This is a genomic window from Meishania litoralis (assembly GCF_042611095.1).
GTDB classification, from domain to species: domain Bacteria; phylum Bacteroidota; class Bacteroidia; order Flavobacteriales; family Flavobacteriaceae; genus Meishania; species Meishania litoralis.
Map to the genome: position 1 here is coordinate 1,543,021 of NZ_JBHFPV010000001.1, position 23,497 is coordinate 1,566,517.

The following is a 23,497-nucleotide window of genomic DNA, read 5'->3' on the forward strand; positions in this document are numbered from 1 at the left end:
GACGAAAATAAGGGGTTTTGCGTTCTTATAGTACGTGCGACTAAAATTAAGGAAAAAGGCACACCTTTTGCATTGACATAAAATAAAAGTCATGAAGAAAAAGTTGAAAGAGGAGTTGCGAAAGTTGTCGACCGACATCATAACTTCTCGAGACATGAATGAAATTTCTGATTTATATGGTGCGGCCAAAGAACTTTATGAAAAGTTGGCCGTACTGAAGTTCATTGAAGAGAAACTTCACGATATAGAAATAGATGTCTCCAAAAATGTTATTGCGGCGAAGTTCGAGAAAATGGCCAATGCCGTATTGAGTGCTAATTCCTCGGTTCCTGAAAGCAATCCACATGATGAAGATATCATGGTTCCAGGAATCGATACCATTAAGGATATGTTGCCTGAAATGTCAAACGAAAAAGAAAAGGTCGATGAGGTCTTGCAAGAGTTTTTGGGCAAGCCTGACTATTTTAAGAATGACAAAGACATTTTTAGTCCCGATACTAAAAACAGTCCCAATAAAGAGGTCAAGGTACGGTCGTTGAACGACAAACTTAGCGCCAAGCAGATTAAGGTCGATTTGAACAATCGCCTCGCTTTTGTTAAACATCTTTTTGATGGAGACACCGAAGAATACAACCGGGTCTTGGCACAATTGAACACTATTGAATCTGAAGAGCGCTCGATATCTTTTATCAATAACATGGTCAAACCAGAATACAACCATTGGCAGGGCAAGGAAGAGTATGAAGCCCGCCTAATGGCATTGATCGAACGTAGGTTTTCTTGACCATTCAGTAACAAGATTATTATGGCCCCGCTTTCGAGCGGGGCCTTTTATTTTTCTATCTTTAATCAAATTAAGATTTTCTGGAACATGAGCGTTAGAAAGGTGGTTTATTGGGTCGCTACGGTAATTTTGACCGCGATTATGTTATATTCCATTCAAATGTATTTTCTGAACTATGAGGCCGTGCAAGGTTATTTCGAAGCATTGAGCTATCCGGGATATTTGGTATATCCCTTGGCCACTGCCAAAATACTCGGCTTGGTCGCCATATTGGGCAATTTTTCGCGCTGGCTGAAAGAATGGGCCTATGCGGGATTCTTCTTTGATGTCGCCTTGGCGCTTACCGCGCATTTGATTGCCGAAGATGGCGGACACGTAGTACCTATAATTGCGATGATTGCCATAATGGTCTCTTATTTTTTGGGAAAAACGGTCAGGCCTTAAATCTTTCGAATGGGGAAATTGTATTTGGTGCCGACGCCGATCGGCAATTTAGAAGACGTCACACTTAGGGCCATGCGCATTTTAAAGGAAGTAGATATTATCTTGGCCGAAGATACCCGCACTACCGGTAAGCTCTTACAGCACTTCCAGATCAAAACCCCGATGCAGTCTCATCACATGCACAATGAGCACAAAACGGTCGATGGACTGGTAAACCGAATCAAACAAGGTGAAACCATCGCGCTCGTTTCAGATGCAGGTACCCCTGCAATTTCGGACCCTGGTTTTCTGATGGTCCGTGCCTGTGTCGAAAATGATATCGAAGTTGATTGTCTTCCGGGTGCTACGGCTTTTGTTCCGGCTTTGGTCAATAGCGGGTTGCCAAGTGACAAGTTCGTTTTTGAGGGATTTCTTCCCATCAAGAAAGGGCGGCAGACACGTTTAAAATCATTGGCCGATGAAACCCGCACCATCGTTTTTTACGAATCACCCCATAAACTGCTCAAAACACTCGCGAATTTTGTCGAATATTTCGGAGCGGACAGACAAATTTCCGTTTCGCGTGAATTGACCAAGATGTACGAAGAAACCATAAGGGGGACCGTTTCCGAGGTTTTGAAATATTATACCGATAAACCTCCCAAAGGAGAGATAGTTATCGTTGTAGCTGGCAAGAAATAATTGTTCTCGATATTCTTAGATCGCTTAAATTGGTGCTATGCTTACACCATGGCTGATTTCCATTTTTACCGTATTCGCCGTTTATTTCTTGGACCGATGGGAAAATCGGCACATTAAATCCCTTTTTGATTGGATACCGGCCATTTTGCTGGCCTATATCATTCCGGCGATTATCTCTTACCTCTTGAACGTTGACTATTCCCAATCTGAAATCCATGATTACAGCAAGGACTATTTTATTCCTTTGGCGATCATAGCCGTGATGAGCAGTTTGTCTTTGTCGCAACTAAAAGCGATCGGATGGAAACCCATTGCCTTGTTTGTTGCGGGGTCTATGTTTATCGCTATGTTTCCCGTTCTTTTGGGAATTGGCTTGTTGGATACGGAACTGATCTCGAAGACGTTGATCGACGAAGGATATTGGAAGGGCATTCCGCCTATCGTGGGAAGCTGGATAGGAGGAAGTACCAGTCAATTGGTATTGAAAGAATTGGTCGAATGCCCCGAGAATATCTTTTTGTCGGTTTTGGTAATGGACAATATTTTGGTCAATATCTGGACAATTCTAATGTTTCAGACCATCAAAAAAAGTGGTTTTTTAAATAGTAGGTTTAACATTTCAGATGTCGCGATGCCCGAAGAAATGCGTACGGATTCCGGAAGCAAGATGGCACCATTATTATGTGCCCTAGTACTATTGGGGTGCGTTTTTCTAGGTAATCTGATAATCGGCTCTTTTATTGTTAAAGTCGTAGTGCTTTCAGTGGTCGGGTTGTTATTGAGCAACTTCGTGCGTCAGTGGAATTTCAGTTTCGCCCTAAAGGCAGGGGCTATTTTGATTATTGTGGTAATGGCCGTTTTGGGCCTTAAACTGCAGTTTGCCACCTTAGGTTTCGACATTTCATTTTTAGGATTTTTGATTGTTTGGTTGTTGGGGCATTTTATTTTCATGATGATCATAGCCAAGTTATTGAACGTTAATATGGCGTGGGTGCCGATTGCAAGTATGGCCAATGTCGGAGGTATAGCAACCGCACCTGCCGTAACCGCCGCCTATGAAAAAAAGTGGATGCCCCATGCCATCGTACTTGCCATTTTGAGCATGGCTACCGGAACCTTTTGGGGTATGTTGACTATTTATTTACTGCAGCACTTTTTGGTTTGATAGGTCATTAAGTGAAACCCTTTGACCGGCAATGTTTTTCTAATACTTAATAGCGAAGCGGTCTAGAATCTAAAGTTTAATAGCTACTCCCATCATGTTTCCCCTTTTCCCAACCGTATTTGCCCAAATAATGTTCACCACTTTCAACGGCACCATCTTCAATTGAGGTGCCCATTGAATCGTTCCATCGGTTCAAGTATCCGAACAAGGAGATTACGCCCAACATTTCAACGATTTCACCTTCGTTCCAATATTGGTAAAGACGTTTTTTGATCTTAGCATCCACGGCATTGGGTACTTGAGAAGCTGCCAATGAAAAGTCCAAGGCCGCACGTTCGGCTTCTGAAAAAGCGGGGTGCGTTCGATATTCCCATATATTGTCAAGTTGTTCTTGTTCAGCACCGTACCTTTCTGCGGCCCGAATGGCATGGGCCTGGCAATAGCGGCACCCCGTAGCGTTGCTACTGACCCAGGCAATCATTCTTTTTAAAGCAGAGGTAACACGACCTTCGTTAGCCATAACGGCTTTGTTAAGGTTGATAAAAGCTTTTGAGATTGCCGGGCGATGTTGCATCGTCAATACCGAATTGGGGCAGAAACCTAAAGTTTCATTGAAGAATTTGGCCAGTTCTGCAGTCTCTGGACTATGACTTGGATTTAACGGGTCTACTAAGGGCATACTTAAATTTATTTGAGTAGTTTTTATCTTACTTTTGTGAGCACACAAGAAACGAAAATTTATGGGAGCAACAAATCATATCACGACCAAATGGTTAGGGAATATGGCCTTCGAAAGCAATAATCCATCAGGGTTGAACTTGACCATCGACGCCGGGCCGGATGATGGGGGTGAAGGCAAGGGGTATCGTCCAAAGGCATTGATGCTATCTAGTTTGGCGGGCTGTTCTGGCCTTGACGTGGCTTCGTTGATCAAGAAAATGAAGTTGAACGTTGATGAATTTCGTATAGAGACCATTGCCAATTTGACCGACGAGCATCCGAAGTACTACGATTCGGTTACCATTGAGTATCATTTTCAAGGAAGTAATCTGGATGAAAAAAAATTACAACGGGCGGTCGACCTTTCCGTTGAAAAGTATTGCGGCGTGATGGAAATGTTCAGACAGTTTGCCGAGTTGGATATCAAGACCGTCTTTCATAAATAAAGCGAAACGAAGAGGTAGGGCAACTAATCAAAACTATTGCTTTTCCATCTATAACAAGGGTCAAGAAGCTAACCCTGATAAGATTTTGAACTTGCGTTTGACTTTTGAATTTGTATTTTAATCCATGCGCTGGACTATAAAACCAAAACCTGTACAGGATCAAATCGATACTTTGGCCAACGAGTTGAAGGTCGATGGTTTGGTCGCGCAACTACTTTTGCAGCGGGGTATTTCCAATTATGCGGAAGCAAAGAAATTCTTTAGACCGGTACTTACAGATTTGCACGATCCTTTTTTGATGAGGGATATGGATATTGCCGTCTCGCGAATAATGAAGGCAATTGAAAACCATGAGAACATTTTGGTCTATGGTGACTATGATGTAGACGGAACTACTGCCGTGGCCTTGGTCTCATCGTATTTGGTGCGGTATTACCCGAATGTCGCTACCTACATTCCCGACCGCTATGATGAAGGTTACGGAATTTCTATAAAAGGCATCGATTTTGCAGATGACAATGGTTTCTCGTTGATCATTGCGTTGGATTGTGGGGTAAAGGCCATCGACCAAGTGGCGTATGCCAAGGAAAAGCATATTGATTTTATCATCTGTGACCATCACCGGCCAGGAAATCGGATCCCCGATGCCGTGGCCGTCCTTGACCCCAAACGCGATGATTGCATGTATCCCTACGATGAACTTTGTGGCTGTGGTATCGGTTTCAAACTGATACAGGCGTTGGCCCAAGAAAATGGCGAAACCATTGATGATTTGATTCCTTACCTTGATTTGGTAGCTACCGCCATTGGTGCCGATATTGTTCCTATAACAGGTGAAAATCGTGTACTTGCCTATCACGGATTAAAAGTTATCAATTCAAATCCGAGAATCGGGTTTAAGGCTATAATCGACCAAGTCAAGAAAACCGAATTGACCATTACCGACGTGGTATTTATTATAGCCCCTCGTATCAATGCCGCTGGACGAATGAAACATGGGCAACATGCCGTAGACCTTTTGATCGAGAGCAATTTAGAGCGCGCGACCACGTTCGCGGGTGAAATCGAAAAGTTCAATTACGATCGACGGGAACTAGATCAAGAAATCACTCAAGAAGCGCTTTCGCAGATCGAGGCCAACAATGAAGAAAAGGGTTTTACCTCTGTTGTCTACAAAGATACTTGGCACAAGGGTGTTATCGGTATCGTCGCTTCCCGATTGACGGAGACCTATTACAGGCCGACCTTGGTATTTACCAAAAGTGGTGATAAACTAGCCGCGTCGGCGCGATCGGTAAAGGGTTTTGATGTCTATAATGCCCTGCAGGGTTGTGCCGATTGTATCGAACAGTTCGGAGGCCATAAATATGCAGCGGGTCTCACGCTTTTGGAAGAGCAATACGAGAACTTCAAAGAGCAATTTGAAAAAGTGGTTTCCGAGACCATAGACCCGAATCTATTGACTCCTGAAATTAGTGTTGATGCAAAGATCGACCTAAAGGAAATCACCCCTAAGTTAATGCGGATACTAAAACAGTTCGCACCTTATGGGCCGGGAAATATGACCCCTATTTTTATGGCAGAAAACCTCAATGACATGGGTTATGCCAAGGGAGTAGGCGAAAATGAAAAGCATCTCAAACTTTCAGTCACCCAAAATGAAAGCCGCCCTATCGGATGCATTGGGTTCAATCTAGGCGATAAGCTTTCAATGGTTAAAAACGGTAAGGCTTTCAACGCGGTTTTTTCATTGGATGAGAACGAGTGGCAGGGCCAAGTGAGCATACAGCTTAAGTTGAGGGATTTAAGGGAGGCGTGAAAACTATCGATACCAATTGCAAGTAGTTATAACTTTGTCAACAAATCAGCCAAAGCGTTTTTCGAATGGATCCCTATGCGGCTTTACGGTATAAAGAATTCAATATTTTTTTAGGGGTCAGGTTTGCGATGGTCTTTGCATGGTCGATGCAATTCATCGTAATCGAATGGCAGGTGTATTCTTTGACCAAAGACCCTTTGTCATTGGGAATCATAGGTTTGATGGAGGTAATTCCTGCTGTTTCGACGGCATTGTTCGCGGGTCATTTTGTGGACCAAAAGGAAAAGCGGAACCTTTTGGTCAAATGCCTTATCGGATTTTCGGCAGTCAGCCTCGGGCTTTTTGTGCTAAGTGTGCCTTCATTTATTGAACACACTTCTTCAAACACCATTCTCTACGGTATTTATTTTCTCGTTTTTTGCGGGGGTATTGTCAGGGCTTTTCTTGGCCCCACGATTTTCTCGTTGATTGCGCTTATCGTGCCCAAAAAGATTTATCCAAATGCGGCAACATGGAGTAGTACCACATGGCAACTGGCTTCAGTTTTGGGTCCGGCTTTGGCGGGATTTTCAATCGGGTGGATCGGGGTACATTGGTCGATGTGCCTGATTTTCGCATTCTCTATCATGGCACTTATCGGGTTGCTGCAGATTTCACGCAAACCCATTTTGAACCCCAAAATCGGGGAACCAATGGTTCAGAGCCTAAAAGAAGGTTTGCGTTTTGTTTTCGGTACCAAGGCTATTTTCGGGGCCTTGACCCTTGATATGATCGCCGTGCTTTTTGGTGGGGCGGTGGCCCTGTTGCCCATCTACGCCCAAGATATTCTGCACGTAGGGGCCGAAGGTTTCGGGGTTTTAAGGGCCGCTCCGGCGATCGGTGCCTTGTTGATGATGCTTGGGTCGACAAGATTTCCCTTGCACAGGCGAGCGGGCAAAAAGTTATTGTTGGCCGTTTTCGGCTTTGGTATCTGTATCATCGTTTTTGGCTTGTCTACCTGGTTCTGGTTATCGGTGGCGGCACTTTTCTTAAGTGGCGCCCTGGATGGAATTTCAATGGTCATTCGGCAAACCATTCTTCAATTGAAGACCCCTGATCATATGAGAGGTAGGGTGGCCTCGGTAAATTCAATGTTCGTCGGATCGAGCAATGAGCTGGGCGCTTTTGAAAGCGGGGCCACGGCAAAATTGATGGGAACCGTTACCGCTGTGGTCTTTGGCGGATGTATGACGTTGTTGACCGTTAGTCTCACCGCTTTCATTTCACCTGCTTTTAGAAAACTTGATCTGCAAAAAGATGTAGAAGAACATGAAGCGGTCAATTGACCATGTATTTTTTTAAATGCAGACTTTTTCCATCGAAAACCGCATAAGTATAATAAGATATCCAATCGCCGAGGTTGATATATTTCGATTTTTCGTTCAAATCGATTTCCAGCGGCAAGTGGCGATGGCCAAAGACGAAATAATCATAATGCTCGGTTTCCAATTTGCGCTTCGCATATTGTACGAGCCATTCATTTTCCTCCCCAAGGAATTTGACATCCTCATCACCCGAGATCATCTTGTTTTTGACAGAGAAATACTGTGCCAGTCGAACGCCCCAATCGGGGTGTAGCCAGCGGTATAGCCATTTTGCCAACGGATTCGTAAATACTTTTTTCATGCGCTTGTATCCTTTGTCACCGGGCCCCAAGCCATCGCCGTGACCGATAAAGAAAGAAGTATCGATGAACGTGAATTGTTGTGGATGGTGAAAAACGGGAATGTTGAGTTCTTCTTCGAAATAGCCGTTCATCCAAAGGTCGTGGTTGCCTACAAAATAGTATATCGGAATACCAGAATCGGATATTTCGGCCAGTTTTCCCAAGGTTCTTGTAAAACCCTTGGGTACAACGGTTTTATATTCCATCCAAAAATCAAAAAGATCACCGAGCAAAAAAATGGCGGCGGCGTCATGCTTAATTTCGTCCAACCAGGCAACGAATTTTTTTTCGCGCGGCCTGCTCGCTTCCATGGTCGGGGCACCCAAGTGATTGTCGCTGGCGAAATAGACTTTCTTTCCTTCAGGAATATCGATGGTCTTCATGTAGATGTAAAGATAGCGAAAACCGCGTTTTAGTTATCTGTGGCATGCCACTCGGCAAAAGCCGTTTCGGTTTCCCTAAGCTTCAATGAATGCAATTGTATGTTTTCGGGCAGCCTCGATTTTATTTTTTCCGCGAAATCGATGACCATATTCTCACTGGTAGGTTGATAGTCGGCCATGATCACTTTGTGCCCGCGATCCATCAATTCTTTTGCCAGCTCGACATGGGGCGTATTTTTATTGAAGACCGTAGCATGGTCAAATGGATCGACGACTTCTTCCTTTACAATTTTCTTCAGGTCGCCAAAGTCGATGACCATACCCAGCTTGACGTGCGAAATATCCGTAATCGGATTTCCAATGACCGTCACGGAAAGCTTATAACTGTGGCCATGTACATTTCTACATTTACCATCATAGCCATATAACGCGTGGCCGGTTTCAAACGTAAACTGTTTTGTGATACGGATCTTACCCATTGATTCTTTTAATCTAGGGGCAAAGGTAGGAATTCTAAACTACTGGTTAACGTCTAAACTTTCTTCTGGTCCGTACGCGATTGACAAAATAAATCAAGATGACCACAAAGGCTAGAATTGGAAAGATCAGGTCTCCGTTCAAAAAATCAAGAACTTTCATAAGAAATAGATTTAAACACCAAACGCCCCCCTATTAAAATTATTATTTTTTAAACTGTGAGAGTGCATTCTTGGTAAATTCCGAAAGTACCAACTCACCGGTCATAGCCGCCCTTTCATATAACAGCACGTCCCAATGTTCGGTTCCTTCCCATAGGATTTTTTTCAATGTTATCAGTGCTTTCGGATTATAGGTGGCCAGTTTTTGGGTGAAAAAATCCAGTTCTTTGTCCAAATCCTGGATTTTATCAAAAACTTGCGAATAGAGTCCTTTTTCCTTGGCCCAGTAGGCATTTTTCCAATCGGTAGGCGACAGTGCCAGTTCAGAGAGGCCGCTTTTACCTATTTTTCGCTCAACCGCCGGTGCAATGACCAACGGGGCAATACCGATTTTAAGCTCTGAAAGTCTAATGGCCGCTTCAACCGAGGCAAAAGCATAATCGCAGGCCGAAACCAGACCTACTCCTCCGCCGACCGCTTTCCCTTGAACCCTTCCGATGATCGGTTTTGTACATGCTCGCATGGCATTGATTACATTGGCGAAGCCACTAAAGAAAAGTTTGCCTTCCTCTAAATTGGAAACAGCCATTAATTCATCGAAAGAAGCACCGGCACAGAAAGCCCGATCGCCTTCCGACCTTAGAACGATGACCGAAACGGCATCATCGTTCGAGAGCTTTTTTAATTCATCGGTAAGCCTGTCCAAAAGCTCGGTTACGAACGAATTGCTCGCCGGATGGCCGAATTCGACCGTGGCTACCTTGTTCACGATCTTGGTATATAGACTTCCGTTAGTGCGATTGGTGTTCATAGCGACAAATTATTGTTTATTTGATTTCTGGTCAAAGATTTTCAATTAGGTTGTAAAAGTAACATTTTATTGGTGTTCCTCTTCTTGGGAGGGATTAGGGGAGGCCAATAATGGCCGAAACTTTCTTCTGAACTTCCATACAAGGGCCCCGCCGCGAATGGCCATCCAAAAAGAAAGAGCTATCCAGATGCCGTAGAGCCCCCATCCCATATATTTTCCCAAAAAAAGTATAGGCACAAAGCCTAAAAAGGTAGCAGACAATAAAACGTTTCTCAAATATTTCATTTCCCCAAGACCTTTGAACAATCCATCAAAAACAAAGGCGACCGCATTCATGGGCAATCCTATAACAACAATAAAAAATACGGAATAGAATGTTTCAAGAACAATAGTTTCGTTTGAAAATAGCCTGCCTATCGGTCTATAGGAAACAAAACTGAAAATGACCAACACCAAACTGATCATAAGGCCATACCCGATAATTTTTTTGGCCAATTTCCACAGGCCATCGTAATCTCTTGCCCCCAAAAGCCGTCCGCCCATGATGTTGCCGGCAGCGCCATAGCCATCGATAAAGAATGCTGCGAACAGCCATAGGTTGATCGCAATGGTATGGGCACCTATATATTTTTCACCTAATAAAGTGGCTTCTCGAACCGCCAGGATCAGTGCCGTATTCAAGGCCAAGGCGCGAACAAACAGGTTAAGGCTCATGACTGCCAACCTACCCAATTCTGAATGGACCGGAAAACGCAGCCTTAAACTGATATCGGTTTTGGACATAAGCAATATAACGGCCATGACCGCCATGATTGCCTGTGAAATCAAACTGGCCCAGGCAGCACCTTCAAGGTACATGGGGTCTATTATTCCATTGACTCCATAGACCAGAACAAAGTCAAGAATCACATTAAGAACGGCCCCGACAATGGCTATTGCCATTGGCCAATATGTATTTTGCAACCCGCGAAAAATTCCCATTACGGCAAACACAAAAAGTGTCAACGGAAACCCCCAGACCCTAATGTTGTAATAGGCGATACAATAATCCAATATTTTACCTGAGGCACCCATCAATTCGAAGATTTCCTTCACGATAAAAATCGTGGACGACAGAACAACGATGCTAAGGCCGATATTCAAGAAAATTGCCTGGGCTGGAAGTGATTTTACTTCTTTCAATCGACCGGCCCCAAAATATTGCGAGATAATCGCCGAGATGGCACTACGGGTCTGACCCAAGATCCAGATCAGCATTGATAAAAAAGAGCCTACAATACCCGCCGCTGCAAGTGACTCCATACCGTCAACAGGAATATTGCCTACGATTGCCGTATCGGTAATCGACAATAACGGTTCTGCAATACCAGCAATGGTCGCCGGAACGGCTAGTTTGTTGATGGTCTTAAAGTTGATCGCGGTTGTCAAAAAACGGACTGATTATAGTACAAGTTCGTAGCAATGAAACGGATGCTTGCTTTGCTTGGGAAAATAGATATCGGCCAATTTGCGATAGCCCCGGCGCTCATAGAATCTTTGATTGTGCTCGTTCTGACTGAAAGTATCGAGCCGTATGGAGACATAACCCCTTTCTCGGGCATGTCGCTCGGCAAAATCCATTAATTTTTTTGCATAGCCTTTTCCTTGTTTGCTAGGATGTACCGCCAATCTATGGATGTAGATATTGTTTTCGTTAGGTGTCAGCCATTGAATCGGTTCGTATTCGGCATCCATAAAGGTAGAAATCACGATTGTGCCAATTATTTTTCCGTTGATGCCTATCACGAAAAGTTCATCTCGGTTTAAATCGTTTTCAAATGCGGTTCGAGTGGGGTAGTGTTCGTTCCATTGTAGAATTCCATTTTGGGCCATATGTTCGGCACAAGCCTTTGTAATGGTAAGAATGTCGGTAATTTCCGATATCTTTGCACGTCGAATCATGAATCCGTTTCAATTTAATTGTAAATTTAGAGTATATAATATAATTTCTCTGATATGAAAAATATATTAGTACCCATAGGTACCTCTCCAGATAGTCATAACACCTTGCAATATGCACTGGATTTCGCCGCGGAGTTTTCAGCGCAGGTATACGTGATGGAAGTGTTTTCGGCATCGGTCGGGGCGGGGCGAAGCTTGAAGACCACCGAAGAGGCCATTACGGTAAGCAGTAAGGAGCGCATTAAAGAAATAATCGATAAGGTCGATACCAAAGGCACACATATTAAAGTGGCTACCTACAACGGCGATCTGATCGATGGACTAAAAGAAATCGATCGTGAATTGGGCATCGACCTAATCATTATAGCTGCCCGTAGCAACGATATCACTGAAGAACTTTATTTGGGCGCTACTTCGGGCAAGATCATTAAAAGAACCGATATACCTACTTTGATCGTTCCAAGAGGTACTTCGTTAATGCCCTTGAAAACAATTCTGACCGCATTCAAATCGGGGGTCCTTAAAAAGAAACGTATTCTTGACCCTCTTGTGGCCATCAAGCAGAAGTTTGGTGCCAAGGTCAATTTGTTATTAGTGAAGACACCGGGTTACACAAAAGATGATTTAAAGGTCAATACGGCCTTGATGGACATTAGTTCGCAAATGACCGTGACCGAGGCTCCTACCACATATTTGGGTGTTTTGGAACATTTTCAAACGCAGCATCCTGATTTGTTATGTGTTTTCAGAAGAAAGAGAGGGTTCTTTAAGACTCTTTGGGAAAAGAACACGATACCCAAATCCGAGTTTGCCTCCAAGGTTCCGGTATTGGTGCTAAGTGTCAAGAAAGATTGATTTCATTTTGATACTTTCTTAAAAAGTATTTCCTTTGAACCTCTCAAAGTCGGGGGATTAGCTCAGCTGGCTAGAGCGCTTGCATGGCATGCAAGAGGTCACCGGTTCGACTCCGGTATTCTCCACATTATAAAATCTCAACATATTGTTTAACAATTCGTTGAGATTTTTTGTTTTTAAGAAAACAATAACGAAAGTAATAGCCTGATATGGCAATGGAATGCTAATTTGTAAAAAAGAACTGATGCAAGATTTAAGACAAAAAGTAGCGTACATTACCGGAGGCTCAAAGGGAATCGGATTTGGGGTGGCACAAAAACTTATAGCGTCCGGAATGAAGGTGGCGATTAGTGGGCGTACGTTGAAAACGGTAGCGCGTGCCGCCGATTATCTTGGTGACGCGAATACCGTACTCGCATTGAAGTCTGACGTAGCCAATATAGATGATGAAAAAACCGCAGTAAATCAGATTATCGATAAATGGGGTCAACTCGATGTGGTCTTGGCCAATGCCGGGGTTGGACATTTTGCCCCGATCGACCAAATGTCGGATGCCCATTGGCATCAAATGATCGACACCAATCTTACGGGGGTATATAATACTTTAAAAGCCTCGGTGGAGGCCCTCAAAGAATCGAAAGGTTATTATATCACCTTGGCCAGTTTGGCAGGCACCAATTTTTTTGCCTCGGGTGCGGGGTACAATGCGACCAAATTCGGTGTTGTCGGTTTTACCCAAGCGGCAATGTTGGACCTTCGCAAATATGACATCAAGGTGTCAACGATAATGCCTGGTTCCGTCGCCACTTATTTTAATGATAATGAACCTTCTGAAAAGGATGCCTGGAAAATACAGCCAGAGGATATCGGAGATCTGGTGCTCGATTTATTGAAAATGCACCCCAGAACATTGCCTAGTAAAATCGAGGTGCGTCCTACACGTCCTGATAAGAAATAAATTATACCTCTTTTTCGATAAAAGGGGTGTCGATGTCACAGATTTCAAGAATCAATTGCTCCAATTGGTCTTTAAATAGCCTCAAAACTTCTTGATCCACCAATTGATTTTTGCCATTGGCCCCATTCATTTCTTTCAGGGTGAATTTCTGTAGGCCGCCATTCAGGTTCTTGAAGGTAATGATTCCGGCTTCCAGTTCAGGTGTTCGTTGCATTTCTTGATACATCAATGCGTAACATAGGAGTTGAAAGGCCTTGCTATAATCATAGTTCAGGCGAATATCGTCCCAATTTGAAATGGTGACGTTTTTCGGTTCTACCTTGCCGGTTTTGTAGTCTATTATACGAAGAATGCCGTCTTTTTCATCAATACGGTCGATCTTCCCTTTCAAATAAATAGGAAAATCGATTTTCGGAAGTTTAACCTCGATCTTCATTTTTTTCTCCAATCCCAATATTTTGATTTTATGTTTTTGGGCTTCTTCGATTTCGAGGGCGATGAATTTTTGCAAATACTTGACGATTACATGATAGGCAATCAGGTTTTTCCCTTGGGTGATGTCTTCGTTACCGTAGCTCTTTGTGAAATGATGGGCGACCAGTTTTTCTATATTTGGCTTTAAGGCGGTCAGATCCTTCGGGGTCAGATATTTTCCTAGCAGCGGTTCATAAAGATTTTCCAGAGTGTCGTGAACTATTGTGCCAAAAGTATTGTTCGCCACTGTTTCCTCAACTTCTAACCTATCTTCTATACCCAAAAGACTTTGTTTGTAAAAATCAATCGGATTTCGGATATAGTTACTTAAGGACGAGGGAGAGAAACCCCTTGCAGTATGATCTCTGATCAAATGCAATAAATCTGGGCCTTTAGTAATGATTTCTGGTTCTTTGGTTATCACGGTAGTTTCTGGAGATGCTATGGTCAATTCAATATCATCTGCATTTTGGCCATCGGTTAGTAACTGGGTAATCAATCTGCTTTTTTCGCCACCCTCCAGCGTGTCAGGTTCAGTATTGTAGAGAATATATATGTTTTTGGCTCTCTGTAACAGCCTATAAAAGTGATAAGTGTAGATTGCATCCTTTTCCTTGTAGGTGGGCATTCCGAAATAGGTTTTCAAATCGAAAGGGATAAAAGAGTTGTTCGACTTTCCAGAAGGAAGTATTCCCTCGTTCACCGAGGTTAGGATTACAGTTTCAAAATCAAGATTTCTGCTTTCGAGCATTCCCATAATCTGCAGACCTTTTAACGGGTCACCTTGAAAATCCAAAGTTTCGGAGGATAATAGTTCTTTAAAGAGACTGTGCAGCGATTTCATGTCATTGACGAACCCGTAAGCATATATCAAGTTCAAAAGTTCATTGAACAAGGTGTGAAAACGATAAAGATATTCTAATGCCAAAGTATCTGTTTGACCTTCAATTTTGAAGCGCAATGCCTGAATCAGGTCTAGACATTTTCTCAAAAAAACCTCTGCAGTGACCAAACCATCACTAAAAATAAGAGTAATACCAGGGTCATTTTTAGAGATTGCCCTCAGCTTTTCCAAGGTCAAAAACGTAATGTTTTTTGTCCTTATTTCATTGAGGATTTTTTGTGAAGTGCCTTTTAGTAAAATACCTATGAACGGATGGTTCAGGAATGATGTGACATCTTTATGGTGCCAACCGTTTGGATGGGGTTTAAGGTACAAATCAAAAAATTTGTTGAACATTGCGGCTATAATTGTTCCCTGTAAAGGATAGCCCATTGTAATATTCACCTCTTCTATCTCTTTGGGGATAGCGTTCAAAATGGGGTTCAGAAGAGATTCATCACCGAGAACCAGTGCTGTGTTCAGAAGTGTATCGGGATGTTTTCTTCCGATATCTTTGACGAGATGGCCTAGGTATTTTGCTTGTGAGATACTCTTGGGGACACCAATAATTTGAATTTTTTTTGGTTCACCAAAATGGTTACTTAAACCTTGAAGTTCGTTGTTTTCGAAGTAGGGCCAAGTTTTTCGATATTTACGAATAAAATAACCTGCGGCATGAATGGGATCATCTAGGAAAGAATTATCAATATCCCAAAAAATTTCGGCCCTTAGAGATCCTAACATGCTTTGAACGATTTGACTTTCAGCCCTGTTTAGTGCATTAAAGCCAATGAAAATGTGATGTGCCGTGAATTTTTCTTTGTAGATTTTCAAACGGTCACAGGCATGACGATAGACCAACCCTTGATAGGCAATACCCTTTTGGATTAGGTTCGCGGTAAATTCATGATATACTTTTTCGGCGCTTTTCCAAAAATGAAGATATTCCTTCATCATTTTTGTCTTTTCTGCCTGCAACGACCAATGGTTTATTTCTTGAATGGCCGCTAAATTGCCAAATATTTCCTTCGTATCGACAAGGTGTCGATCAATCTCATTAAAATCTTGCAATAGCGTTTGTCCCCACTTTGAAAAGTCATAAAAACTATCTTTTTCACCACTAACATTTTTTAAATAGACATGGTATAATTCAAATAGTAATAGTGAATTTGAGGCGTAGGTAAGCCCTGAAATGTTTTCGATTAACTCCTCAATGCTGTATATTTTGGGAGCGAAAATTGTTCGATTTATTTTCTGGGCAATTGAATTTCTAAGGAAGGTTCCTGCACGTTTACTGGGAAGTACGAAAACAAATCCTTCAATAGAGTTATGCTTTTCGAGTACTTTTTCAACAACTTCGTCTATAAAACTTCGCATGGCCAAATTTACATATTATGAAGGCGAAGCATCAAGCGAAGCCATAAAAAAAGCTCCGCATGTGCGGAGCTTTAAATGTTATTCAAAACTTTAGAACTATTTTACTTTTGCAAGTTGATTTCAGTTCGTCGGTTTTGAGCTCTACCTGATCTAGTGTTATTGGATGCAATTGGCTTAGACTCACCATATCCAATAGCAGTCAACCTATCAGCGGCAATACCCTCTGCAATTAAGAAATCTCGAACCGAATTGGCACGCTTTTCAGACAATGCCTGATTGGTTTTCTCTCCACCAACGCTGTCTGTATGCCCTTCGACGGTAAACTTGGCATTAGGATATTCTCCAAGGATTCTGATGATATCAACAAATACAGAAGTTGATTCAGGCTTCAATGTAGCCTTGCCTGTATCGAACAAGATTGTTTTGGCGTAATCGTTCAATTGTTTCTGAACTTCTTCTGTTACTTCAGGACAACCTTGATTAGCAACGGTACCGGCAACATCTGGGCAAGCATCATCTTTATCCAATACGCTGTCACCATCCTTGTCTGGCCATGGGCATCCTTTATTTTCAGAAGGGCCTGCTTCGTTTGGACACTCGTCATCTTTATCGGCAACACCGTCACCATCGGCATCAGGACATCCGCCCAAAGCGGCAAGACCTGCTTCGTTAGGACAAGCATCATCCTTATCTGCAACACCATCTCCATCGGCATCAGGACAACCGTTCATCTCTTTTGAACCAGCCTCGTTAGGACAGCTATCTTTGCTGTCTTCGATACCGTCACCATCAGCATCAGGACATCCGTTGAATGCCTCAAGACCAGCTACCTCTGGGCAAGCGTCATCCTTGTCATAGACTCCGTCACCATCGCTATCTGTTCCACCGAATTTAACAGCGAGACCGGCCATGTGCTGCCAGTGCTTTACCAAGTAATCTTCGAAAGCATGCTTATAGCTTGTTTGAAGTGTAAGGCCAAGGTTTTCGGTAAACCAGAAGTTGATACCAACACCTGCGTTTACTGTACCGGCTCCAATCTCATCAACCCAAGTATATCCACCACCTACTTCAACGAATGGATCGATTGTGGCCTCACTTAGAAAATTATATTTAATTGTACCATCTAATGCATAGTGAGAAAGATCATCAACGCTAACATCACCTAATTTGCTGATCTTGTTCAACGAACCTCTAGCGCCGATCGCGAAACCACCACCTACTGATTTTGATACTCCAACGTAAGAAATAGATGGAAGAATGTTCCAGTGATCATTTACGTTAAAGAACTCATTACCGAAAGAACTCCCGTCTCCGGTAGGATACGTATCGATAGCATTGGCCCCAAAACTAACTTGCCAAGGGTTATTCTCGTCTTGCGCTTGAATGTTATTGGCACCTAGTATGAGAAGGGCAACAACCAATAATTTGCTAAGATGTTTCATGTTCAATATTTTAAGTTTAAGTGTTTATTAGCTGCAAATGTAAGTTGTTAAATATTATTAACAAAAACAATTTTCTATTTTTTTTAACGCATTTCATAGAACAAATAGGACTTTTAAACGATTTTTAACTCCTTTCCTACTTCAATAAATGCCCGAATAGCCTTATCAAGATGTTCGATTTTATGGGCAGCGGATAACTGAACCCGAATTCTGGCCTTACCTTTTGGTACTACCGGATAGAAAAATCCGATTACATATATGCCTTTTTTCAAAAGCTCATCAGCCATTTTCTGCGAAAGTTTGGCGTCGTAGAGCATTACCGGAACAATTGCCGAATCACCATCTATTATATCGAAACCGGCCTGTTTCATACCTTTTTTAAAGTATTCGGTGTTTTTTTGAAGTCTGTCGCGAAGTGTGGTATCGTTTTCAAGCATTTCGAAGACCTTGATCGATGCCCCCACTATAGCTGGGGCCAGTGAATTCGAAAAGAGATAGGGCCTAGATCGCTGTCTCAAGATTTCAATGATTTCCTTTTTGCCGGTAGTATAGCCCCCCATAGCACCGCCCAGGGCCTTGCCCAAGGTGCCGGTAATGATATCGATACGGCCAATAACATTCTTTTGCTCCAAAGTACCACGACCTTTTTCGCCGATAAATCCGGCAGCATGGCATTCATCTATCATGACCAGGGCATCATATTTGTCGGCCAAATCACATATTTTATCAAGTGGGGCCACGAGACCATCCATTGAAAAAACACCATCGGTAACAATGATCTTAAAACGTGCATTGTCTGATTGCGCTTGTACCAATTGCTTTTCAAGCTCTGCCATATCGCTATTGGCATATCGGTATCGTTTGGCTTTACACAAACGCACACCATCGATTATGGAGGCATGGTTGAGCGAATCTGAAATTATGGCATCTTCTGCTGAAAACAAAGGTTCGAATACACCACCATTGGCATCAAAGGCGGCGGCATACAATATGGTATCTTCAGTTCCATAAAATGCTGCAATTTGCTGCTCCAATTGCTTGTGGATGTCTTGGGTTCCGCAGATGAACCGAACTGAAGACATGCCAAAACCATGGGTGTCCATGGTGTCTTTTGCCGCCTGTATGACTTCAGGATGCGAGGATAATCCCAAATAATTGTTGGCGCAGAAATTAATGACTTCTTCACCCGTTGATATCTTGATCACCGCATCTTGGGGCGTAGTGATGATTCGTTCTGATTTGTAAAGTCCATCGTTCTTGATGTTCGACAATTCTTTTTCTAAATGTTCCTTGATTTTTCCGTACATATTTCTAATGGTTCTAAATGAATTCAGGGTTTATTGTTTCGTCAATATAGACAATGATTTTATTTTCTACTTCGTATCCCATATCTTCAAGCGTATCGGCATAATCATAAAGCTGCTCGCGATACCTCGGACTTTTTCTCCCTGTCTTGTAGTCGATCAGGGTGGTTTTCTTTCCCTTGATTACGATTCTATCGGGTCTAAGTAAGCGGCCTTCTTTGGTCAGAATATCGGTTTCGTTAAGTACCTTCAAATCTTCATCAAAGAATCTTGACAGTAATGGATGGTCTAAAATTTGATTGATTTTTATCGTAATATCATCGATTTCATCGACCGGAATATCACCATCTTGTCTTAAACGCTTAATTGCCGACGGGACATCGCCCCGGCTTTCTATCAAACCCATTATGTTATGAATGAGGTTGCCGTGTATTCTGGCATTTTGAATTTCCGTATCCCAGAGCATTCTCGATTTTGCCAGAATACGAAAACCTTCCCGCTCTTTGTACGAATATTGATATGGGACATTTTTTGACATTTTTTGCAACTCTTTAGCACCTTTGTCATCCAATCTTCCGAACGTATAGCAGGTCTTATCCGTGTTCCAAAGCCCCTTTTCCTTTAAATAGCGAACAAACAGTCCCGAATAATATTCCGCTTTGGGTTCTCCGTCCTTGGTCAGATCCATTTCCGTAATTACGAACAATGCCTTGACCGCCCTTGTAAGGGCTACATAAAGAACGTTGAAGGCATCGAGCTCCATCTGATACAGCTCCTCTTTGAATAGCGATTCAAAATTTTCTCCATATTCGATGACCTCTTTCTTTTCGTTGACCAATAGCTCGTCAAAGCCGCAATAGTTGGCAGGATCCACGGGGACCCACAATTTCTTATCCTTTGTTCTTTTATAAATATGCGAATTTGCAAATGGGTAGATAACAATATCAAATTCGAGCCCTTTGGCTTTGTGTATTGACATAATCTGAACGGCACCTGTATTTTCTGGCGTGTTTATACAGGCTTGATCCTTTTTCTTTTCCCAAAAGGAGAGAAAAGACGATGCTTCGACACCTTCTTTTCGTTCCTGCTCAAAAACCAGATCCATTAAGTGGGTGATATAAGCATCAGAATTCTCTATTAGGTCAAATCGACTTATGGCATACTCCAGACCGTCATATACCGATTCTTGGCGCATTCTGCCAAAATCGAAATCATATTCGTTTTTAAGTAAAATAGGTATTGATTTCAAGTTACGATGAATGAAGCCGTGCTTGTCTTCTTTGTGCCTTGCGAGATACGATAGGAGGCCATAGCCGGTCTGCAGGTCGGTTGGGTCGACACAATAGCGAAGTATATCGATCAAAAATCGAACTTTGGGGCTACTTGCTATCAACAAGGTTTCTGATGAGACAACATTGATTTGATTGTCGGTCAAAAACTCGGCCAACAACATTCCATGGTTATTGTCACGAACAAGTACCGTAATATCATTTGCGACGTAACCTTTTTTTAGCACATCTTGAATGGTACTCAAAACCGTTGAGCAATACGTTTCGTCTTTTGCTTTTGTCTCATCGGGAACGATAAATTCGATGTGAACCGCCCCTCCCGTTTTATGAGCGGGTACTTGTTTCGATCCGTTCGAAAAGAGGTTGCTATGGCCGGTATTTTGTAAAAACCCGGAAGCAATCGAAAAGAAATCATTGTTAAATTCCACGATTTCTTGGCAGCTACGGTAATTCTTGGGAAGATTTTTAATTTGTGGAGACGATACGAACGGATTAGAAGTTTTGTTCACCATATCAAGAAATTGCTCGACCTGCCCACCCCTCCATCGATAGATGGCCTGCTTACCGTCTCCGACCAAGAAAAGTGAGCCTACCTTGCCGTCGCTACCTTGGCCTTCGAGCGCATTGCCGACCAATGGAATTAGGTTTTTCCATTGCATGAGCGATGTATCCTGAAATTCGTCGATGAAATAATGACGATATTTTTCGCCCAACCGCTCATAAATGAATGGTGCGGGCTGGTCTTTTATTTCTTTCGAGACAATAGTGTTGAATTCTGATATTGATAGTTGATTACGCTCGTTGAGAATAAGCCCGACTTCATGTTGAATCTCATTTAATACCGTTAGCGGAACGATATTGCCATAGGCGTTTATAAGAAAGGAACGTAAGTTATAACTCTTTTCAATGTTGTTGAATATTATGATGAAATCAGGATGAAGCGTATCGAGAACCGTCTTTGTTTCTTGTGGGCATGACTTGTTATAAAGTGGTTTCGAATCAAAATTTCTTTTCCAACCGGCATTAAAGTCGATTTTGAAGTCACGAGCTTGAATCTTTACCATGAATTTTGGAAAATAACTGGAACTGAAGTCGCTAAATTCCAATCCTTTTTTGTCGATTAGATCCAGGGCGTTGGTAGCATAGAAAAGCAATTCGTCTTCCAAGGAAACGATACCATTTCGAATATGCTTTTTCAGGGCCAAAAAATCATCGATGGTCTTGTTCTCGAGTTTTTTAACATGTGCTGCATGATTCTCGTTGAAGAGAAGTTTGCCTATTTGGTTCAGGTCATAGGCTATATCCCAACTTTTGTTGTCATCTATTTTTTCGAGGGAAAAATCGATTAGAACCTTTGTCAGTTTTTTATCCGCACCGGCCCGGTCCAAAAGTCTTGAAACAGCTTCGTCAAGCAGCATATCGGTGTCGAGGATTACCTCAAAGTTTTGAGAAAGTCGAAGATCGCGTGCAAACGTGCGTATAAGCCTGTGCGTGAATTTATCGATTGTTGATATATCGAAAAAGGAATAGTTATGGAGTATTTCCTTTAATATGCGCCTTGATTTGTTTTGTAAAAGAGCAGGCTCTAAATCAAGATCGGCACAAATTTCATCGAACATTGTCTTTGATCTCTTCGGTATTGTAGCCTGGCCAAAATTATATAAGCTGCTCAAGATCCGATGCTTCATTTCGTTGACGGCCTTGTTGGTAAAGGTGATGGCCAAAATTTTACGATAACCCCTGTCGGTCGACAGAACGATTTTAAGATACTCCTTGGCCAAGGTGTAGGTCTTACCAGATCCGGCGGATGCGCTATAAATTTTGAAAGGTGCTTCTTGCACGTTCTTTTTCCTGCAAATTACGCAATCTATCATGGTTCTTAACAAATAATTAGAGCGTTATCTGTGTTAAAATCCGTAAATTTGAAGTTCTTAAGTATTAATCTAAAAAACACTATAAAATGGCTTTTGAACTACCGAAATTACCTTATGCCTATGATGCTCTGGAGCCCCATATTGATGCCAGGACCATGGAAATACATCATACCAAACATCACAATGGCTATACAACAAAACTGAATGGCGCTATCGAAGGCACCGATTTGGAAAGGAAATCAATTGAAGATATTCTAGAAAACCTTGATATGTCGAACGGTGCGGTTCGCAACAATGGCGGTGGGTTTTTTAATCATTCCCTGTTTTGGAACATTATGTCGCCTGACGGTGGCGGAAAACCTACTGGAGAGTTGGCGGATGCGATTGATGGGGCTTTCGGGTCTTTTGACGCATTCAAGGAGAAATTCAGTGGAGCTGCCGGCGCAAGATTCGGATCAGGTTGGGCATGGCTATGCGTACATGAAGGAGGTAAGGTAGAAGTCTGTTCGACACCGAACCAAGATAACCCATTGATGCCCGATACAGGTTGTGGCGGGTATCCGATCTTGGGGCTGGATGTATGGGAACATGCTTATTACTTGAACTATCAGAACCGCCGCCCTGACTATATCAATGCTTTTTTCAACGTAATCGATTGGAACAAGGTTTCCGACCTCTACGCTGCGAATAAATAATGTGTCGATGGATCGATGTGCATAAAAAAACTCCCCTTTTTGGGGAGTTTTTTTATGCATATATGGAATAGAAAAGGGCGGAGAAGTCTCCACCCTTTTCGTCCCAAATCTTACCATAAACTTAACCTACTTATGCTATGGCAAGACTAAATTACTGGTATTGCGGGAAATAAAAAAGAAAATTTAAGAAATTTTAAGGGTTTCCGAGAATGGGTAAACGGGTAAGAGAAAAGGAAAAATTGGTACAACGCTGTAAATTACTTGGCTTCTGGTAATAAAAAAGGCGGAGCAATGCTCCACCTTTTTTCCCCAAATCTTACCATGAACTTAACCTACTTATGCTATGGTCCTCCAAAAATAGACCTTGGTAGTACAGGATTAAAATGTTTTAGACGAAAATCCATATCCCTAGTTAAAGTGTTTAAAAAGAACAATTGTCTTATAAATGAATAGGAAAAGGAATACAATTTACAGCGAATATGAATATTACTTCTCAGAAGTACTATAAAGTTGTACTGACCCCTGTTATTTAATGGCATTAAATATTTCCATATTAGACCAAGCCATGTCAAGACCGGTAGATATATGATGAGTATTTGGTTTGGGTAAGGTAAACGGAAACCTAGTTTAAGGGTTAAAATTTGAATCGGTTTATTAACGAAAGCCTTGCATCAGTTCTGCAAAGGGTATTCAAAATAAAAGGCGGAGCATTGCTCCGCCTTTTCCCCAAATCTTACCATGAACTTAACCTACTTATGCTATGGTCTTCCAAAAGTAAGTCATTGATCTGGACAGTCGAAAATTTCTTG

At 42.3% G+C, this 23,497-nt stretch carries 20 protein-coding genes and 1 tRNA gene; 11 read left to right on the plus strand and 10 right to left on the minus strand.

All coding sequences use genetic code 11. The features are described 5' to 3' along the window. Positions 1–91 precede the first annotated feature (91 nt). The 4 genes from ACEZ3G_RS06890 to ACEZ3G_RS06905 all read left to right on the plus strand — a co-directional run bounded on the left by ACEZ3G_RS06890 (position 92) and on the right by ACEZ3G_RS06905 (position 3,074). On the plus strand, positions 92–784 hold the full coding sequence (locus ACEZ3G_RS06890) for a hypothetical protein (protein WP_432424706.1): 693 nt from the start codon (positions 92–94) through the stop codon (positions 782–784). An 87-nt stretch (positions 785–871) separates the two neighbouring features. Beyond that, positions 872–1,228: a DoxX family protein gene (locus ACEZ3G_RS06895; RefSeq protein ID WP_432424707.1), complete on the plus strand. Its 357-nt coding sequence runs from the start codon at positions 872–874 to the stop codon at positions 1,226–1,228. 9 nt (positions 1,229–1,237) lie between these two features. After that, positions 1,238–1,909, plus strand: a complete 672-nt coding sequence (gene rsmI, locus ACEZ3G_RS06900; RefSeq protein WP_432424708.1) for a 16S rRNA (cytidine(1402)-2'-O)-methyltransferase — start codon at positions 1,238–1,240, stop codon at positions 1,907–1,909. Between the two features lie 37 nt (positions 1,910–1,946). Further along, positions 1,947–3,074, plus strand: coding sequence for a DUF819 family protein (locus tag ACEZ3G_RS06905; RefSeq protein ID WP_432424709.1), 1,128 nt, complete (start codon positions 1,947–1,949; stop codon positions 3,072–3,074). A gap of 76 nt (positions 3,075–3,150) precedes the next feature. Here ACEZ3G_RS06905 and ACEZ3G_RS06910 read toward each other — a convergent pair whose 3' ends face one another. Next, positions 3,151–3,753 (minus strand): carboxymuconolactone decarboxylase family protein, encoded by a 603-nt coding sequence (locus ACEZ3G_RS06910; protein WP_432424710.1) that lies wholly within the window; start codon positions 3,751–3,753, stop codon positions 3,151–3,153. Positions 3,754–3,814: 61 nt separating this feature from the next. On the opposite strand from ACEZ3G_RS06910, the gene ACEZ3G_RS06915 reads away from it, so the two are divergent. From ACEZ3G_RS06915 to ACEZ3G_RS06925, 3 genes are all read left to right on the plus strand, one after another. Further along, positions 3,815–4,240 (plus strand): OsmC family protein, encoded by a 426-nt coding sequence (locus ACEZ3G_RS06915; RefSeq protein ID WP_432424711.1) that lies wholly within the window; start codon positions 3,815–3,817, stop codon positions 4,238–4,240. A gap of 124 nt (positions 4,241–4,364) precedes the next feature. Then, complete coding sequence (gene recJ, locus ACEZ3G_RS06920) at positions 4,365–6,059, plus strand: single-stranded-DNA-specific exonuclease RecJ (RefSeq protein ID WP_432424712.1); 1,695 nt, start codon at positions 4,365–4,367, stop codon at positions 6,057–6,059. Positions 6,060–6,124: 65 nt separating this feature from the next. Further along, positions 6,125–7,384 carry an MFS transporter gene (locus tag ACEZ3G_RS06925; RefSeq protein WP_432424713.1) on the plus strand — a complete coding sequence of 420 codons (1,260 nt, stop codon included), beginning with the start codon at positions 6,125–6,127 and terminating at the stop codon, positions 7,382–7,384. On the opposite strand, the gene ACEZ3G_RS06930 is transcribed toward ACEZ3G_RS06925, so the two are convergent. From ACEZ3G_RS06930 to ACEZ3G_RS06950, 5 genes are all read right to left on the minus strand, one after another. Next, on the minus strand, positions 7,377–8,138 hold the full coding sequence (locus ACEZ3G_RS06930) for a UDP-2,3-diacylglucosamine diphosphatase (RefSeq protein WP_432425157.1): 762 nt from the start codon (positions 8,136–8,138) through the stop codon (positions 7,377–7,379). The two genes, ACEZ3G_RS06925 and ACEZ3G_RS06930, sit on opposite strands and share 8 nt — an antisense overlap. Before the next feature lie 38 nt (positions 8,139–8,176). Further along, positions 8,177–8,626: a 6-pyruvoyl trahydropterin synthase family protein gene (locus ACEZ3G_RS06935; protein ID WP_432424714.1), complete on the minus strand. Its 450-nt coding sequence runs from the start codon at positions 8,624–8,626 to the stop codon at positions 8,177–8,179. Between the two features lie 202 nt (positions 8,627–8,828). After that, positions 8,829–9,596, minus strand: coding sequence for an enoyl-CoA hydratase/isomerase family protein (locus tag ACEZ3G_RS06940; RefSeq protein ID WP_432424715.1), 768 nt, complete (start codon positions 9,594–9,596; stop codon positions 8,829–8,831). A 66-nt stretch (positions 9,597–9,662) separates the two neighbouring features. Continuing rightward, the gene (locus ACEZ3G_RS06945) at positions 9,663–11,024 is read right to left on the minus strand and encodes an MATE family efflux transporter (protein ID WP_432424716.1); all 1,362 of its coding nucleotides are present in this window, start codon (positions 11,022–11,024) and stop codon (positions 9,663–9,665) included. 12 nt (positions 11,025–11,036) lie between these two features. Continuing rightward, positions 11,037–11,537: a GNAT family N-acetyltransferase gene (locus tag ACEZ3G_RS06950; RefSeq protein WP_432424717.1), complete on the minus strand. Its 501-nt coding sequence runs from the start codon at positions 11,535–11,537 to the stop codon at positions 11,037–11,039. 54 nt (positions 11,538–11,591) lie between these two features. Here ACEZ3G_RS06950 and ACEZ3G_RS06955 point away from each other — a divergent pair, with 54 nt between their 5' ends. The 3 genes from ACEZ3G_RS06955 (at position 11,592) to ACEZ3G_RS06965 (ending at position 13,350) form a co-directional block, all read left to right on the plus strand. Next, the gene (locus tag ACEZ3G_RS06955) at positions 11,592–12,392 is read left to right on the plus strand and encodes a universal stress protein (protein ID WP_432424718.1); all 801 of its coding nucleotides are present in this window, start codon (positions 11,592–11,594) and stop codon (positions 12,390–12,392) included. Between the two features lie 51 nt (positions 12,393–12,443). Then, a tRNA-Ala gene (locus ACEZ3G_RS06960) sits at positions 12,444–12,517 on the plus strand. A 119-nt stretch (positions 12,518–12,636) separates the two neighbouring features. Further along, a complete protein-coding gene (locus ACEZ3G_RS06965) occupies positions 12,637–13,350 on the plus strand; it encodes an SDR family oxidoreductase (RefSeq protein WP_432424719.1) in 714 nt (237 codons plus the stop codon). A gap of 1 nt (position 13,351) precedes the next feature. Here ACEZ3G_RS06965 and ACEZ3G_RS06970 read toward each other — a convergent pair whose 3' ends face one another. From ACEZ3G_RS06970 to ACEZ3G_RS06985, 4 genes are all read right to left on the minus strand, one after another. Further along, the gene (locus ACEZ3G_RS06970) at positions 13,352–16,084 is read right to left on the minus strand and encodes a PD-(D/E)XK nuclease family protein (RefSeq protein ID WP_432424720.1); all 2,733 of its coding nucleotides are present in this window, start codon (positions 16,082–16,084) and stop codon (positions 13,352–13,354) included. Between the two features lie 101 nt (positions 16,085–16,185). Continuing rightward, positions 16,186–17,526, minus strand: coding sequence for an OmpA family protein (locus ACEZ3G_RS06975; RefSeq protein ID WP_432424721.1), 1,341 nt, complete (start codon positions 17,524–17,526; stop codon positions 16,186–16,188). Between the two features lie 113 nt (positions 17,527–17,639). Then, complete coding sequence (kbl, locus tag ACEZ3G_RS06980) at positions 17,640–18,833, minus strand: glycine C-acetyltransferase (RefSeq protein WP_432424722.1); 1,194 nt, start codon at positions 18,831–18,833, stop codon at positions 17,640–17,642. Between the two features lie 13 nt (positions 18,834–18,846). Then, positions 18,847–21,993 carry a UvrD-helicase domain-containing protein gene (locus ACEZ3G_RS06985; RefSeq protein ID WP_432424723.1) on the minus strand — a complete coding sequence of 1,049 codons (3,147 nt, stop codon included), beginning with the start codon at positions 21,991–21,993 and terminating at the stop codon, positions 18,847–18,849. Between the two features lie 86 nt (positions 21,994–22,079). Between ACEZ3G_RS06985 and ACEZ3G_RS06990 the strand changes: the two genes are divergently transcribed. After that, on the plus strand, positions 22,080–22,688 hold the full coding sequence (locus tag ACEZ3G_RS06990; protein WP_432424724.1) for a superoxide dismutase: 609 nt from the start codon (positions 22,080–22,082) through the stop codon (positions 22,686–22,688). Positions 22,689–23,497: the final 809 nt, after the last annotated feature.